Annotated in this window: 16 protein-coding genes; 6 read left to right on the top strand and 10 right to left on the bottom strand. The window is 60.8% G+C overall.

What is annotated here, in order from left to right; genetic code table 11:
• Positions 1-143: 143 nt before the first annotated feature.
• Positions 144-1,028 carry a DMT family transporter gene (locus tag AB4Z35_RS14770; RefSeq protein ID WP_007995364.1) on the bottom strand — a complete coding sequence of 295 codons (885 nt, stop codon included), beginning with the start codon at positions 1,026-1,028 and terminating at the stop codon, positions 144-146.
• Between the two features lie 125 nt (positions 1,029-1,153).
• A complete protein-coding gene (locus AB4Z35_RS14775; RefSeq protein WP_442097789.1) occupies positions 1,154-1,930 on the bottom strand; it encodes an IclR family transcriptional regulator in 777 nt (258 codons plus the stop codon).
• A gap of 166 nt (positions 1,931-2,096) precedes the next feature.
• Here AB4Z35_RS14775 and ypfJ point away from each other — a divergent pair, with 166 nt between their 5' ends.
• Together ypfJ and AB4Z35_RS14785 are read left to right on the top strand one after the other, a co-directional pair.
• Positions 2,097-2,990 (top strand): KPN_02809 family neutral zinc metallopeptidase, encoded by an 894-nt coding sequence (ypfJ, locus tag AB4Z35_RS14780; protein WP_442097790.1) that lies wholly within the window; start codon positions 2,097-2,099, stop codon positions 2,988-2,990.
• Positions 2,991-3,950: an alpha/beta fold hydrolase gene (locus AB4Z35_RS14785; protein WP_442097791.1), complete on the top strand. Its 960-nt coding sequence runs from the start codon at positions 2,991-2,993 to the stop codon at positions 3,948-3,950. It abuts the gene before it with no gap.
• A 143-nt stretch (positions 3,951-4,093) separates the two neighbouring features.
• On the opposite strand, the gene AB4Z35_RS14790 is transcribed toward AB4Z35_RS14785, so the two are convergent.
• From AB4Z35_RS14790 to AB4Z35_RS14800, 3 genes are all read right to left on the bottom strand, one after another.
• Complete coding sequence (locus AB4Z35_RS14790) at positions 4,094-4,687, bottom strand: HAD family hydrolase (protein ID WP_442097792.1); 594 nt, start codon at positions 4,685-4,687, stop codon at positions 4,094-4,096.
• Entirely contained in the window at positions 4,684-5,553 is an 870-nt protein-coding gene (tesB, locus tag AB4Z35_RS14795; RefSeq protein ID WP_442097794.1) for an acyl-CoA thioesterase II, read from the bottom strand. Before tesB ends, AB4Z35_RS14790 begins: the two co-directional genes overlap by 4 nt.
• A gap of 106 nt (positions 5,554-5,659) precedes the next feature.
• Positions 5,660-6,229: a GNAT family N-acetyltransferase gene (locus AB4Z35_RS14800; RefSeq protein WP_442097795.1), complete on the bottom strand. Its 570-nt coding sequence runs from the start codon at positions 6,227-6,229 to the stop codon at positions 5,660-5,662.
• 90 nt (positions 6,230-6,319) lie between these two features.
• Here AB4Z35_RS14800 and AB4Z35_RS14805 point away from each other — a divergent pair, with 90 nt between their 5' ends.
• Together AB4Z35_RS14805 and AB4Z35_RS14810 are read left to right on the top strand one after the other, a co-directional pair.
• On the top strand, positions 6,320-7,240 hold the full coding sequence (locus AB4Z35_RS14805; protein ID WP_442097796.1) for a histone deacetylase family protein: 921 nt from the start codon (positions 6,320-6,322) through the stop codon (positions 7,238-7,240).
• 282 nt (positions 7,241-7,522) lie between these two features.
• Positions 7,523-8,764, top strand: a complete 1,242-nt coding sequence (locus tag AB4Z35_RS14810; RefSeq protein WP_442097797.1) for a TIGR03862 family flavoprotein — start codon at positions 7,523-7,525, stop codon at positions 8,762-8,764.
• A 133-nt stretch (positions 8,765-8,897) separates the two neighbouring features.
• On the opposite strand, the gene AB4Z35_RS14815 is transcribed toward AB4Z35_RS14810, so the two are convergent.
• A complete protein-coding gene (locus AB4Z35_RS14815; protein ID WP_015096940.1) occupies positions 8,898-10,238 on the bottom strand; it encodes a DEAD/DEAH box helicase in 1,341 nt (446 codons plus the stop codon).
• A gap of 78 nt (positions 10,239-10,316) precedes the next feature.
• Positions 10,317-11,246: a drug/metabolite exporter YedA gene (gene yedA / locus AB4Z35_RS14820; RefSeq protein WP_007990691.1), complete on the bottom strand. Its 930-nt coding sequence runs from the start codon at positions 11,244-11,246 to the stop codon at positions 10,317-10,319.
• Between the two features lie 163 nt (positions 11,247-11,409).
• Here yedA and AB4Z35_RS14825 point away from each other — a divergent pair, with 163 nt between their 5' ends.
• Entirely contained in the window at positions 11,410-11,865 is a 456-nt protein-coding gene (locus AB4Z35_RS14825; RefSeq protein ID WP_007994028.1) for an Lrp/AsnC family transcriptional regulator, read from the top strand.
• A gap of 137 nt (positions 11,866-12,002) precedes the next feature.
• Here AB4Z35_RS14825 and AB4Z35_RS14830 read toward each other — a convergent pair whose 3' ends face one another.
• From AB4Z35_RS14830 to AB4Z35_RS14840, 3 genes are all read right to left on the bottom strand, one after another.
• Entirely contained in the window at positions 12,003-12,608 is a 606-nt protein-coding gene (locus AB4Z35_RS14830; RefSeq protein WP_442097798.1) for a 3'-5' exonuclease, read from the bottom strand.
• Positions 12,609-12,630: 22 nt separating this feature from the next.
• The gene (locus AB4Z35_RS14835) at positions 12,631-13,110 is read right to left on the bottom strand and encodes a LabA-like NYN domain-containing protein (RefSeq protein ID WP_007990686.1); all 480 of its coding nucleotides are present in this window, start codon (positions 13,108-13,110) and stop codon (positions 12,631-12,633) included.
• Positions 13,111-13,235: 125 nt separating this feature from the next.
• A complete protein-coding gene (locus AB4Z35_RS14840; RefSeq protein WP_442097800.1) occupies positions 13,236-14,009 on the bottom strand; it encodes a DUF2076 domain-containing protein in 774 nt (257 codons plus the stop codon).
• 178 nt (positions 14,010-14,187) lie between these two features.
• On the opposite strand from AB4Z35_RS14840, the gene AB4Z35_RS14845 reads away from it, so the two are divergent.
• Positions 14,188-14,862 (top strand): YciC family protein, encoded by a 675-nt coding sequence (locus AB4Z35_RS14845; protein WP_442097802.1) that lies wholly within the window; start codon positions 14,188-14,190, stop codon positions 14,860-14,862.
• Positions 14,863-14,879: the final 17 nt, after the last annotated feature.

Consider the following 14,879-nt stretch of genomic DNA (forward strand, 5'->3'; position numbering starts at 1 on the left):
GTCCAGCTGACGCGGCCTGCCTGACGTACCGCAATGACTGATTTTACGACTGCTTCGCAGCCGAACGCCGCCTCGCGGGCTCGGCAGCTGCTACAGATCGCATTACCGCTTTACTGACTGGCATCAGGCCTGACGCCTCTCTTTCAGCGACGGCTTTGCTGCCACGCTGCCGCCAGTCCGCTGCAACAGATCACGGCAATACCGACCACGGTGGTCAGGGTCGGCGTGTGCGCAAACAGCAACCAGCCCAACAACCCGGCAAACACAATCTGGCAATAGCCGAATGGTGCCAGCAAGGCCGGCGCGGCATGGCGGAACGCCTGGGTCAGAAACAGATGCGCAGTCATCCCGCACGCGCCCAGCGCCAGCATCATCGCCCCGTGCATCAGACTCGGCAGTTGCCAGAAGAACGGCACCAGCGCGCTCATCACCAGGGTGTTACACAGGCCGGCAAAGAAGTTGCTGGTGGTCGGGCTATCGACTTCGCTGAGCTTGCGGGTGAGCAGTTGATAGAAGCAGAAAAACAGCGCCGAGCAGAGCGGCAGCAAGACCGCCGGGGTGAACAACTCCCCTCCCGGGTGCACGATGATCAGCACACCGATGAATCCGCAAATCACCGCAATCCACTGACCACGCGTCACCCGCTCCTTCAGCAACGGAACCGAAAGCGCCGTCACCAGCACTGGCGCAAGAAAGTTGACCGCCGTGGCTTCGGCCAGCGGGATGTACTGCAAACCCGTGGTGAAGAACAGGCTGGTGCCCAACAGGCACAACGCCCTGAACAACTGCAGCATCGGTCGTTTGGTGCGCAGGACACGCAACCCGGATTGCGGCAGAAAAATCCCCGCCATCAGCAGGGTGTGAACCACATAGCGCGCCCACACCACCATGACAATCGGATAAAACCCGGAAAGGTACTTCGACAAAGCGTCATGGCTGGAAAACAGGAAAGTCGCGACAACGATCAGCAGGATCCCTTTGAAGGGCTGATTGACGCCGGAAAGCGGGGTGCTGCTGGGCGACGTCAAGACGAGGTCCTTTTATGAGTGGAGGCGAGGCTTGAATAATTTAGAATCCGGTTCCACTTTATGACATCGACGACTCAAGAAAGTGTGCGAATACCGCACACTGTTTATTCAAGCGGACATCGCGTTCAACTGAACAACTCTGACGCCTGGCTCGCCAGCGAAAGCTCTTCGGCGTACTTCAACAGGGTCGACGCCAACTCATGCAAACGCGCACCGGGCATTCGCGCGCTTGGCCCGGCAATACTGAGCACGCCAATGACCCGCCCATCCAGTGGATGACGGACCACGGCGGCAATCGCCGAGGTACCCACCGCCGAACTTTCCTCGACCCACGCGTAGCCTTGCTCCCGCGCCAGGCGTAAACGCTCCAGCAGTTCAATACTCGAACGCGGTGCATTAGGCCCGACGTCCCGAGGCAATTCGGCCCCTTGCCGCTCGACCAGAGACAGCGCCTCGGCATCGCTCATGCACGCCAGCCACGCATGCCCGGAAGCCGTGTAGAACAAAGGCGCATCGCGCCCCATGTCGGGGTCGTAGCGCAGACCCGAGCGGGCGCCCTGGGACTTGGCGATCCAGACCTGTCGTTCACCCTGGATCACCCCCAGACGCACCAGCTCACCGGTTTCCCCGGCCAGACGATCGAGCACCGGCTGAACGATATCCGCACCGCTGCCGGACAGGTATCGAAAGCCCATGGCCACCAGTTTGGTCGAGAGGTGATAGCGCAGGTTGTCCGGATTCTGCCGCACGTAACCCAGGCGAATCAGTTCGGCGAGCAACCGATGAGTCGCGCTTTTAGGGATTTCCAGCTGCTCGGCCAGCGTTTGCATCGGCAAACCCTGCGGTTCACCAGTCAGGCTTTCCAGCACGCTGAAGACACGTTCGATCTGACTGCCAGCCATGGTAGGTCCCAAACAAAATTTRGCTGATTCTAGAAGAGAAGCCCCACGAAGCAAAATTCGGAACCAGTCGCACAACCGGTAGTCTGACGACCGGACTGGCGCCGCTCCCACTTGGCAGCAACACTCATCGCACAGAGCTTTACCCGGAACAGAAGAGGATTCCCACATGCTATGGAGAAAAGGCCGACGCAGYGACAACGTGGTCGATGCCCGTGGTGATGATGTCGGCAGTGGCGGCGGCGGGATGCGCTTCGGCGGTGGCAAGGGCCTGAGCCTGACGGCGATCCTCCTGATCGTCGGCATCGGCTGGATCACTGGCCAGGATCCGCTGCAAATCCTCGGGCAACTGACCGGGCAAATGGGCCAGCAATCGGCACCCGCCACCAACCAGAGTCGCAAGGCACCGCCGGTCAATGATGAGAGCGCGCAATTCGTGCGTTCGATCCTCGGCGACACCGAGGACACCTGGGGCGCGATATTCCAGCAGGCCGGCCGCCAATACAAAGACCCGACCCTGGTGCTGTTCAGCAACCGAGTGAATTCGGCCTGCGGTCTGGCCTCCTCGGCGACTGGCCCGTTCTATTGCCCGGCCGACCAGAAAGTCTACCTGGACATGGCGTTCTTCCAGGAAATGTCCCAACGCTTTTCCGCCGCGGGCGATTTCGCCCAGGCCTATGTGATCGCTCACGAAGTCGGACACCATGTGCAGACCTTGCTCGGAGTGTCCGCGAAAATTCAGGCCGCACGCCAACAAGGCCGGCAGATGGAAGGCGACGGTGGTTTGCTGGTTCGTCAGGAACTGCAAGCCGATTGCCTGGCCGGCGTCTGGGCCAACAATGCACAGAAGCGCCTGAACTGGCTGGAACCGGGCGACATCGAAGAAGCACTGAACGCAGCGAACGCCATCGGTGACGATCGTTTGCAGCAACAGGGTCAGGGCCGTGTGGTCCCGGACTCGTTCACCCACGGTACGTCGGCGCAACGGGTGCGCTGGTTTAAAACCGGTTTCGCCCAAGGCCAGGTTGGCCAGTGCGATACCTTTGCGGCGAAAAATCTGTAAATGAAGAAGTGGTTGTTGGTTGTTCTGTTTACTTGCGCAACGTCCCAGGCCGCCGAGCATGGGGTCAAAGACCTCAGCTCAGGGCGCCTGTTGTTGAAATCAGGTGAAATCGCGGTGGGCATCAGCCCTGCCCCGGCAAAAATCGAACGGGTGCTGATCATCCTCCACGGTCGCTTGCGCAATGCGCAAACCTATCTCCAGAGCGGTGAACACGCGGCCGAACTGGCCGGGCAAAGCGCAACGACCCTGGTGATCGCCCCGCAATTCCTCAATGAAACCGACGTTGCGATCCATCCGGTGGCCGACACCGTTTTGCGCTGGCAAGGCAATGCGTGGATGGCCGGCGGTGAATCCACGGCGCCGTTTCGGCTGAGTTCCTACGCCGCGCTCGACGAAATCATCGCCCGCCTGGGTGACCGCCAGCAGTTTCCGGATGTGAAGCAAATCGTCATCGCCGGGCACTCAGGCGGCGCGCAGGTGGTTCAGCGCTATGCGTTGCTCGGTCATGATCAGCCAGCCCTCGAAGCAGCAGGCGTGCAAGTGCGATACGTGATCGCCAACCCGTCGTCCTATGCCTATTTCGATGAACGCCGGCCGGTGGCATTCAGCCACGCCGGTTGCCCGCAATTCAATCGCTGGAAATATGGGCTGACGGATTTGCCCGCTTACGCCGAAGGACAAACTCCCGCTCAACTGCAGGAAAAGTACCTCAAGCGCGACATCGTTTATCTACTGGGCCAGCAGGACACCGACCCGAATCATCCGGCGCTGGATAAAAATTGCGAAGCCAAGGCGCAGGGACCTTATCGACTGGCTCGCGGGCGTTTTTACTTTGACTATCTGAAGCGGCTGCAACCGCAAGGGTTGAATCAGCAACTGATTGAAGTACCCGGAGTCGGGCATAACGGGGACGGGATGTTTACGTCGCCGGAGGGGCAGAAGGCGTTGTTTGGGCAGTGAGTTTCAGGGTGCCTGAATTGACGCCATCGCGAGCAAGCTCGCTCCCACAGTGGTTCTCTGGTGTTCCAAATACCTTTGATTTCATCCAGATCCATGTGGGAGCGAGCTTGCTCGCGATGGCGGTTTGGCAGACAACAAATTCGTCAAGCCAACAGCATCTGCCGCAACTCGACACAATCCGCCGCATGCCAATCGGTCAATTCCGGCCACGGATTATCCGGCAGATTCACCAGCACCGTGCGCGCACCCGCCGCTCGCCCGCAATCGAGATCGAAACGGTAATCGCCCACCATCACCATCTCGCTCGCCGGCACTTTCCACGCTTCAGCCAGTTTCAGCAGCCCGCCCGGATGCGGCTTGGGCGGTGCATCATCTCGGCCCAACACATCCTCCAGCGCAAAGCAGTCGGCCAGACCAATGGCCTCCAGCGTGACATGTGCCAGCTCTCGGGCATTGCGCGTGAGAATGCCCAGGCGATAACCGCGCCCGGCCAGCTCGCGCACCAGCTCCACCGCTCCCGGCGCCGGTTGCGAACCGAGGGCCAGGTCCCGTTCATGCTCCAGCAGCCACGCATGCTTGGCAGCGGCCTCATCGGCCGGCAGTGCGGCGAGGTGGGTCAGGATGTCGTGTTCGGCAGGAATCGCCAACGCCACGCGAATCGCCGCGAAGTCGTGCACGGCCACGGTCAGCGTGCCGTCCATGTCGAACACCCAGTGACGCAGGTCGGCCAGGCTCATGCCCAATCCTTGCGGTGACGGATCAAGCCTTCCTGGGTGACCGAAGCCACCAGTTGCCCGGCACGATTGAACACACTGCCCCGGGAGAATCCACGCGAGTTGCCGGCCCACGGGCTGTCCATCGCGTAGAGCAACCAGTCATCGGCGCGCAGATCCTGATGGAACCACAGTGCGTGATCGAGGCTGGCGACCTGCATGTCCTTGTTCCACACCGTTTTGCCATGGGGCTGCATCGACGTGACCAGCAGGCCGAAGTCCGAGGCATAGGCCAGCAGGTATTTATGCAGCGCCGGCGAATCGGCCAAGGCGCCGTCAGCGCGGAACCAGACGTACTTGACCGGGTCGGACGGCAGCGGATTGTAGGGATCTTTCTCGGTGATCGGACGGAATTCGATCGGTTTCGGGCACAACAGCTTTTCGCGCATTTTCTCGGGAATCAGGTGCGCACGCTGCTGGGTGATTTCCAGCTCCGAAGGCAGATTTTCCGGGCCGACCACTACCGGCATTTCGCTCTGATGCTGAAAGCCTTCCTCGTCGTACTGGAACGAGGCGCTGCAAGTGAAGATCGGGTGGCCCTTCTGGATCGCCGTCACCCGGCGCGTACTGAAACTGCCACCGTCGCGCACGCGGTCAACGGAATAAACCACCGGCAACTTGGCATCGCCCGGACGCAAAAAGTAGCCATGCATCGAATGCACATGGCGTGCCTCTTCAACCGTCTGACTGGCCGCCGACAGCGACTGGCCGAGCACCTGGCCGCCAAACAGCTGGCGAAAACCCAGGTCCTGGCTACGACCGCGGAACAGGTTCTCTTCGATCGGTTCCAGACTCAGCAGGTCGACCAGATCATCCAACACTTGGCTCATTCAGACTCTCCTCACGCAAAACAATGCCGCGCAGTCCAGGCTGCGACGGTCGATTCAGTTTCTGGCACGGGCCAAGATAATGGCTATTGTAAACGTCCGAGCCAGCTTATCCATGCAAGGTTTGCAGCCATTGTTCGCGGCTGATGCGATACAGCACATGCCGACACAACGGATGATCGGCCTCGAGTTGCGGGTGATCGAAGTCATTTTCCGGATCATGGTGCATGCCGATGGCCTGCATGACTTTCTCTGATGGCAGATTGGTTTGCGTGGTGAATGCCACGACCTCTTTCAGCGGCAAGCGGTCGAACCCGCAGCGCAGAGCGGTCCACGCCGCTTCACTGGCATAACCCAAGCCCCAGTGCTCGCGGGCCAGGCGCCAGCCGATTTCCGTGGCGGGGGTGAAAGGCGCGTCGAATCCGACCACGTTGAGCCCGGTAAATCCGATGAATTGGCCAGAGTCTTTTCGCTGCAAGGCCCAGAGACCATAACCATGCTCGGCGAAATGACCACGGATTCGCCCGATCAATGATGCGCTTTCCAGTCGGCTCATGGTCGCCGGGAAGTAGCGCATGACCTGCGGATCGGCACACATCGCCGCAAACTCCGGCAAATCTTCATCACGCCACTGGCGCAACAGCAGTCGTGCACTTTCAAGCTCCAGAATTGGCTCCATCGTGCCCCGCCCCTCCATTTCAATGTCGCAATTCTACAACGCTGGTAGGATCCTTCTCTCATTCCCGTCTGCTTTCCAGATAAATCAGTCATGCCCCTGCCCCTGATCTACCACGAAGACTACAGCCCCGAGTTTCCGGCGGACCACCGCTTCCCCATGGACAAGTTTCGCCTGTTGCGCGATCACCTGGTGGACAGTGGCCTGACCCGCGACGCCGACCTGTTGCGCCCGGAATTGTGTCCCGCAGACATTCTCGCCCTCGCCCATGACCCTTCGTATATCGAACGCTACATGAGTGGCGAACTATCCCGCGAAGACCAGCGCCGCCTCGGCCTGCCCTGGAACGAAGCCCTGGCCCGGCGTACGGTGCGGGCGGTCGGTGGCTCGTTGCTGGCGGCCGAGCAGGCGCTGGAACATGGCCTGGCCTGTCACCTGGCGGGCGGCACCCACCACGCGCACTACGACTACCCGGCCGGGTTCTGCATCTTCAACGACCTGGCGGTGATCAGCCATTACCTGCTGGAAAGTGGTCGGGTGAATCGGGTGCTGATCTTCGATTGCGACGTGCATCAGGGCGACGGGACTGCACGAATACTGCACAACACTCCAGAGGCGGTGACCGTTTCCCTGCACTGCGAGAAGAACTTTCCCGCACGCAAAGCCGAAAGTGATTGGGACATTCCGCTGCCCAACGGCATGGGCGATGCCGATTACCTGAAAGTGGTGGACGATGCACTCAACTACCTGCTGCCGCTCTACCAGCCGGATCTGGTGTTGTATGACGCCGGGGTCGATGTGCATAAGGACGACGCCCTGGGTTACCTGAAGCTGACAGACGAAGGCGTCTCCGCCCGCGATGAAAGCGTGATGCGCCATTGCCTGGGCCGCGACATTCCGCTGGTCGGGGTGATCGGCGGCGGCTACAGCAAGGACCGCCAGGCCCTGGCCCGCCGTCACGGCATCCTTCATCACAGTGCGCAGCGCGTCTGGCAGTCATCAGGTTGTCACTGAGCTGTGGATGCTTTACCCACAATGCCTGTGGAACTGCCTGTGGATAACCTGAGTGAAAGGGCTTACAGCCCACAGAGCGTATAGCCCACAGAGCGATGGTTGTTTTTTAACCAGACCTTAATAACACCACAACTCAAATGTGGGAGCGGGCTTGCTCGCGAATGCAATCTGTCAGTCAAAATTGATGTTGGCTGACACGCCGCTTTCGCGAGCAAGCCCGCTCCCACATGGGGCTGTGCTGATAGAATGCGCGACTTGTCCCGTCAGACCGCAGCGCATTCCATGACCCAATCCTCGTCAGCCCTCTCCCATAATGTCGCCATCATCGGTGGCGGCCCCGCCGGTCTGATGGCGGCCGAAGTGTTGAGCCAGGCCGGGATCAAGGTCGACCTGTACGACGGCATGCCTTCGGTCGGGCGAAAATTCCTGCTGGCTGGGGTCGGCGGCATGAACATCACTCACTCCGAAGCCTACCCGGCGTTTCTCTCGCGCTACGCCGAACGCGCCCCGCAGATCGCCCCGTTGCTGCGCGGCTTTGGCGCCGAAGCGCTGTGCCAGTGGATTCATGACCTGGGCATCGAAACCTTCATCGGCAGCTCCGGCCGGGTGTTCCCCACCGACATGAAAGCCGCGCCGCTGCTACGTGCCTGGCTCAAGCGCCTGCGCGACAGCGGCGTAGTTATCCACACCCGCCACCGCTGGTTGGGCTGGGACGAGCTTGGCGGATTGCGCATCGACAGTCCGGAAGGCGAGAAGACCGTTCAAGCCGATGCCACCCTGCTGGCCCTCGGTGGCGGCAGTTGGTCGCGCCTGGGCTCTGACGGCGCATGGATGCAGCCACTGGAGCAGCACGGTGTAGGACTGGCGCCGTTGCAACCGAGCAATTGCGGCTTCGAGGTGCAGGCCTGGAGCGAATTGATGGTCAGCAAATTCGCCGGCGCGCCGCTGAAAAATATCGCCATCGGCCTTAACGACGACGTTCCGCGACTCGGCGAATGTGTGATCACCGCCACCGGGATCGAGGGCAGTTTGATCTACGCCCTGTCGGCCCCCATCCGCGAAGCAATCAACCGGCACGGTTCGGCAACGATTCATCTGGACCTGCTGCCCGGCCGGCCTGTGGATAAAGTTCAGGCGGCGTTGAGCAAGCCCCGGGGATCGCGCTCCATGGCCAAGCACCTGCACAGTCAGTTGGGCATCGATGGGGTAAAAGCGGCGCTATTGCGTGAACTGACCAGCGCCGGATGCTTCGCCGATATGGCCTTGCTGGCCAACGCGATCAAGGCATTACCTCTGACACTGATGAAAACCCGTCCACTGGACGAGGCCATCAGCAGCGCGGGCGGCGTGTTGTTCGAGGCGATGGATGAGCGCTTGATGCTCAAGCAAATGCCTGGCGTGTTTTGCGCCGGGGAAATGCTTGATTGGGAAGCGCCGACAGGCGGTTATCTGCTGACCGCGTGTTTCGCCAGTGGGCGAGCGGCGGGACTTGGAATGATTGAGTGGTTGCAGCGCAAGGGCTGAAGACCGAGGTGCCGCCATCGCGAGCAGGCTCGCTCCCACATTGATTTTCTGTGATCACAGAATTTGTGAACGACACAGATCCAGTGTGGGAGCGAGCCTGCTCGCGATAGCGGTCTAGCCAACGCTACTACTATTAAGGCTTGCGCTTGCGCGGCCCGGTATTGAACACCGGCACTTTGCGCACAGGCTTGATCGAAGGCTCCGCCGGCGCAACCTCTCCGCTATCCACCCACTTGCCAAGATTGCGTTTACCACCGCCACCGCCGGAAGCCTTGGGCTTCTTCGGTTTTTTCGGTTTCTTGACTACCTGGCCGCTGGCATCGGTATCCGGCACCCGGTGCTCAGGCTCGAAATCCGGCTCGTTCTGACGTTTCAGGGTCTGGCGGGTCAGCATCTCGATGGCCGACAGCAGATTCACTTCATCGGCGCACACCAGGGAAATCGCCTCACCGGTCGAACCCGCGCGGCCGGTACGACCGATGCGGTGGATATAGTCCTCGGCCACGATCGGCAGGTCGAAGTTGACCACCAGCGGCAAGTCCTCGATGTCCAGACCACGGGCGGCGACGTCGGTGGCGACCAGAATCTGCACTTCACTCGCCTTGAACCGGTCCAGTGCGCGCTGACGGGTCGCCTGGGGTTTGTCGCCGTGGATGCCGTCGGCATTGATGCCCAGGCCCTGAAGCTTCTCCACCAGCGCGTCCACACCGTTACGCGTCTTGGCGAACACCAGCACCTGCTTCCACTTGCCCTTGCGCATCAGGTGCACGAACAGCTCCGGCTTGCGCTTCTTGTCCACCGTCACGATCCATTGCTTGACGGTGTTGGCCGCGACGTTGCGCGGGCTGACTTCGATGCTCAGCGGATCGTTGAGCATCTGCCCGGCCAGCAGACGGATGTCGTCGGAGAAGGTCGCGGAGAACAGCAGCGTCTGGCGTTTCTTCGGCAGCGCGCGGTAAATGTTCGCCAGCTCCTCGGAAAAGCCCAGGTCGAGCATGCGATCGGCTTCGTCCAGAACCAGGGTTTGCAACTGGTTGAACTTCAGCGCGTTCTGGCGGAACAGGTCGAGCAAGCGGCCCGGGGTCGCCACCAACAGGTCGACGCCGCTGCGCAGCTTCATCATTTGCGGGTTGATGCTGACGCCGCCGTACACCGCGTAAGTGCGCAACGGCAGGTTCTCGGCGTACTGGCGCACGGCTTCGTGAACTTGCTCGGCCAGCTCGCGGGTCGGCACCAGGATCAGCGCGCGTACCGAGTTGGCGGTGACTTTCGGCCCTTCCATGGCCAGCAGTTGCAACAGCGGCAGGGCAAAACCGGCGGTCTTGCCGGTGCCGGTCTGGGCGGCGGCCATCAGGTCGCGACCGGCCAGCACCGCCGGAATGGCTTGCGCCTGAACCGGCGTCGGAGTCTGGTAGCCAAGCGTCTCGAGGGAGCGCAGCAAGGGTTCGATCAGGCCAAGGGTGGCGAAAGTCATGGGAGTACCGTAGGAAAATTCAGCGCGGGTTGTTCAAAACAAGTGTGCAAAACGAGATGCAATGGCGCGCAGTTTACCCTAATTCACACGGGATTCTGTCGGCACCACCGTCACCACAGGCTTAACCGGCGCCCTACGCCACTGCGGTAATCCGATCAGCACCACGGCACTGATGATCACCGCCATCGCCAGGGCTTCTTCGATGCCGATGGTTTCACCGACGAACACGATCCCCAGCAACACTGCCACCGCCGGGTTGACGTAGGCATAACTGGTGGCCGCCGCCGGACGCACGTGTTTCAACAGGTACATGTAGGCGTTGAAGGCGATGATCGAACCGAAGACGGTCAGGTAAGCCAGCGCGGCCCAGCCTTCGATCGGCGGCACTTTCTCCAGGTGTTCACCACTGACCGCACTGCCGATCAGCAACACCACGCCACCCACCAGCATTTCCACGGCACTGGCCATCGCGCCTTGGGGCAGCGGCAAATGTTTGCTCCAGACCGAACCGAAGGCCCAGGTCGCTGCCGCGAAAATCAACAACGCCGCGCCCAACGGACTCGATTGCAGGTTGGAACCAAGATTGAGCATGGCAATGCCGATCAACCCGAGCACTATCCCGGCCCATTCGAGACGGGTATTACGCGCGCCCCAGAAATATCCACAGAGCAAGGTAAACAGCGGCACCGTCGCCACCGCCAACGCGGCGACACCGGAAGCCACACCGGTGTGCTCGGCGACACTGACCGCGCCATTACCACAGGCGAGCAGCAACACGCCGATGACCCCGGCGGCTTTCCACTGCGCCCAGGTCGGCGCCGGCGCCCCGCGCCAGCGCAGGAAGGCGTACATCAAGGTCCCGGCGATGACGAAACGGATCCCGGCGAGCAGCAGCGGCGGCCAATATTCCACGCCGATGCGAATCACCAGGTAGGTCGAGCCCCAAATCACGTACAGCGCGAAGAAGGCGGCGATCAGTGGCAAGGGAAAGCGACGTGGGCCAGGCATGGGGGCAGCTCGCAGGCAAGACAAGTGAACGGCTATTCTAGAAAGGCCAACGGCGGAAAATAAGTTACAAAACCTGTTTATCGCACCGGTACACTTTTCAAAACACGGAGTTTCTTGCGATAAACCGTGCTTTCGAAAGCCAGTCATTTTCAGGAGTCGTCCCATGGACAAATACGACCGCATGCTGCTCAGCGCGTTGCTGGAAAACGGTCGCGCGTCCTACGCGGACCTGGCGCGCAAGGTCAACCTGTCCGCCCCGGCCGTGGCCGAGCGCGTGGCCAAGCTCGAAGCCAGCGGCGTGATCACCGGCTATCAGGCGAAAGTCGACATGGCCAAACTGGGCCTGCCGATCCAGTGCGTGATCGAACTGCGCCTGAACCAGCACGGCAACCAGAAAGCCTACGACGACCTGATCAAGATCCCGCAACTGACCGAATGCCATCGGGTGACCGGCGACCCCTGCGTGATCATGCAAGCGGCGGTGGGCTCAATGCCGGAGCTGGAAGAGCTGATCAACCGGATCGCCACGTTCGGGTTCAGCAAGACGTCGATTGTGCTGTCGAGTGCGATAGAGAAGCGGGTGCCGTTGGGGCATATCGAAGGGAATGGCAAGCTTTGATCGAACGCGGAACCTGTAGGAGCGAGCCTGCTCGCGATGGTCGCCAACGATAACGCGGGAAACCTGACACCCCGCACTGTTCTCGGGTTCATCGCGAGCAGGCTCGCTCCTACATGGGATTTGCGGTGTTTTCGGGATTAACGATACCGTTTGAGATGTTCGCCCACTTTTGCCGCCGGGACCTTCTGCAACTTGCACAGTAAGTCATGGGATAGCTCGCGCAAACCATGCTTCTGGAGCAACTCTTCCTCCAGGTGCGCCGTCAGGTTGGCGGCCATCTCGGCATCGGCCATGGCCCGGTGGGCCTTGCCGGTGTGGGGCAGGTTGGCAAACGTGGTGAGGGTGCCGAGTTTGTGGTTCGGCGCGGCGGGCATCAGGCGCCGGGCCAATAGCAGCGAGCAGGCAAAGTTCTGCAATCGGGTGCGTTTGATTCGCCCCAGTTCGAAGTCCCAGAACTTCTGGTCGAATGCCGCGTTGTGCGCGAGCAACGGCGTGATGCCGACAAATTCATTCACTTCGTTCATCACCTGCTCTGCCGACGGCGCGGTGCGCAGCATGGCGTTGCTGATGCCGGTGAGCTGCTCAATGAAGGCCGGGACGCGGACGCCAGCGTTCATCAGGCTTTGGTAACGCTCGACGATGCGCCCCTGCTCAAGGATCACCACGGCAATTTCCGTGGCCCGGCAGCTGCTGCTCGGGGAGATACCGGTGGTTTCAAAGTCGATGACTGCTATGCGTTCCAAACCTGGTTCAACTCCGTAAAAATCAATTCTTGAGCAGCAACGCGCCTTCGATTGGCACGTAGCGGCTGGCGGCGCGGATCAGCGAGTTGGCGGTCAGGCCCGGTACGCCGTAGGCCACCGCTTGCACGCCGTGCTTGCTGATGATGCGTTCGAGCAGCATGTCGAAATCGCCATCGCCGGAGGCCAGCACGATTTCGTCGACATGATCGGCGGCATCCATGATGTCGAGGGTGATGCCCACGTCCCAGTCGCCCTTGGCCGAACCATCGCTACGCTGGATGTAAGGCTTGAGCTTCACGGTGAAACCGAGGTTGCGCAGGATCTGCTGGAACTGCTGCTGTTTGCTGTCGCCACGGTCGATGGCGTAGGCGTAGGCTTCGACGATCTCGCCCTGTTTGCTGATGTCAGCCCACAGCGCGGCGTAGTTGAAGTGACAACCATAGGCCTGACGCACGGTGTAGTAGAGGTTCTGGACATCGGCGAACACTGCGATTTTTTTCACCGGCTTTCCTCAAAGGCTGAATCAGGCACCAGGCCCGAGAAGTCGCCCAGTATGCCAGCCCGAAGGATTGTTCCGCGAATAATCGGCTATGTGGCGAGGGAGCAAGCTCCCTCGCCACAGGTGTGTCAGACGAAGGAATCGTCGTCGCCGCCGAATAACGAGTCATCGCTGTAGTCAGCGTCGCTGAACCCGCTCTGATCGTTGCTGTAGGAGTCGTTACCAGCCATGCGCTGGTCCTCGCCCCAGCCATTGTTGCCCTGATCGTTGACCTGGGCCGGCTCTTCCTTGATGACTTCAACGATTTCCGGTTGCTGATTGTGATGGAACAGGCTGCTGATGCCTTGGGCCAGCATCACGCCACCGGCGACACCGGCCGCGGTTTTCAATGCGCCACCGAGGAAACTGCTGCCGGCCGCTGCCGGGGCCTGCTGTTGCGGCGCATAGCCCTGCTGTGGAAAGTTTTGCTGCGGGGCGCCGAAGTTCTGCTGGGGCGGTGGCGCGCCAAACGACGAGCGCCCCGGCTCACGCCAGCCACCGCTCGATGGTGGTGCGCTCTGGGTGGGTGCCGGCTGTCGCTCACGAGAGCTGCCGCCAAAAATGCTCGACAAAAAGCCACCGCTACCCGGTGCCGGAGCAGCCGGTTGGGCCTTGGCTTGTTGCAATTCTGCCTGCAACTGCTGAACTTGCTGGGTCAGTTGCCTGTTCTGTTCATCAAGGCTCTTGATCGCCGCCTCCTGCACCAGAATCGCCTGGGTCATGAAATAACCTGCCGCTGGCTGGCGCGTCAGGTGTTCCTTGATCCGCGCCTCGGCCTGGGCATCGCGCGGGGCTGAGTCCGTTTCGGCCTGTTGCAGCCGGGAAAACAGTCCATCGATCAGGGTTTGTTCTTCGCTGTTCATGGCGACCTCGTAGATTGCCGGGAAAATCGTTGCCTTTATCCACTGAGGATAAGGTGCTCAACCTTAATGGAGGCTGAAACAATATGTTTCAATGACCTTTACCGAACGTTTACGTTTGCGTCCCCGAGCGCTTGATCGGTTAAAGTGAGCCACTGCGTCCAACCTGCGATACCCACTGATGAATCCGTTAGATGTCCTGCGTGACTCGCTGTATTTCTTCAAGCGCAATCTGAGCCAGATCGTGCAGCTGTGCCTGCCGCTGGTGATGCTTGAGGCGCTGCTGCAACAAGTGGTCGACCACTCCACCGAGCCGGACAGTTTCCCCGGCATCAGCGTGATTGTCGGCCTGCTGGTGTACCCGCTGTATACCGCCGCGCTGATTCTGTTTCTCGACGCCCGCAGCCGGGGCGAGTCGCCGCGCAACCGCGACCTGCTGGCGATGGCGGCAAGCCTGTGGCCACGCTTCGCCCTGCTGACGGCGCTCAATACCGTGCTGATCCTGCTCGGCCTGTCGCTGTACTTCCTGCCGGGTATCTACCTGATGGTGACCCTGGCGTTTGGTGAGTATCTGCTGGTGTTGCGTGGCCTGGCCCCGCTGGCGGCCATGAAGGAAAGCCTGCGCATGACCCAAGGCCACTTTCTGCGCATCCTGCTGTGCATTCTGTGTGTGATGGGGCCGTTGTGGTTGCTCAAGGGAGCGACCCTGGCGGTGTATCCGGAACCGCAAAACCCGGTGATTTCGCTGCTGATCGACAGCGCCCACAGTTTCCTGCAGCTGTTTACCAGCGTGGTGCTGTTCCGTTTGTTCATGCTGATCAACCCGTTGCCTGAGAGAAATGACAGCTCACTCTGACCTAGGGCGCGACCATC

This window comes from Pseudomonas sp. KB_15 (genome assembly GCF_052114525.1).
Classification (GTDB): domain Bacteria; phylum Pseudomonadota; class Gammaproteobacteria; order Pseudomonadales; family Pseudomonadaceae; genus Aquipseudomonas.

Excerpts from the sequence above, each read along its gene's own strand:
- AB4Z35_RS14775 (WP_442097789.1), bottom strand. The coding sequence starts at position 1,930 with ATGGCTGGCAGTCAGATCGAACGTGTCTTCAGCGTGCTGGAAAGCCTG.
- AB4Z35_RS14785 (WP_442097791.1), top strand. The coding sequence starts at position 2,991 with ATGAAGAAGTGGTTGTTGGTTGTTCTGTTTACTTGCGCAACGTCCCAG.
- AB4Z35_RS14790 (WP_442097792.1), bottom strand. The coding sequence starts at position 4,687 with ATGAGCCTGGCCGACCTGCGTCACTGGGTGTTCGACATGGACGGCACG.
- tesB (WP_442097794.1), bottom strand. The coding sequence starts at position 5,553 with ATGAGCCAAGTGTTGGATGATCTGGTCGACCTGCTGAGTCTGGAACCG.
- AB4Z35_RS14800 (WP_442097795.1), bottom strand. The coding sequence starts at position 6,229 with ATGGAGCCAATTCTGGAGCTTGAAAGTGCACGACTGCTGTTGCGCCAG.
- AB4Z35_RS14805 (WP_442097796.1), top strand. The coding sequence starts at position 6,320 with ATGCCCCTGCCCCTGATCTACCACGAAGACTACAGCCCCGAGTTTCCG.
- AB4Z35_RS14810 (WP_442097797.1), top strand. The coding sequence starts at position 7,523 with ATGACCCAATCCTCGTCAGCCCTCTCCCATAATGTCGCCATCATCGGT.
- AB4Z35_RS14815 (WP_015096940.1), bottom strand. The coding sequence starts at position 10,238 with ATGACTTTCGCCACCCTTGGCCTGATCGAACCCTTGCTGCGCTCCCTC.
- yedA (WP_007990691.1), bottom strand. The coding sequence starts at position 11,246 with ATGCCTGGCCCACGTCGCTTTCCCTTGCCACTGATCGCCGCCTTCTTC.
- AB4Z35_RS14825 (WP_007994028.1), top strand. The coding sequence starts at position 11,410 with ATGGACAAATACGACCGCATGCTGCTCAGCGCGTTGCTGGAAAACGGT.
- AB4Z35_RS14840 (WP_442097800.1), bottom strand. The coding sequence starts at position 14,009 with ATGAACAGCGAAGAACAAACCCTGATCGATGGACTGTTTTCCCGGCTG.
- AB4Z35_RS14845 (WP_442097802.1), top strand. The coding sequence starts at position 14,188 with ATGAATCCGTTAGATGTCCTGCGTGACTCGCTGTATTTCTTCAAGCGC.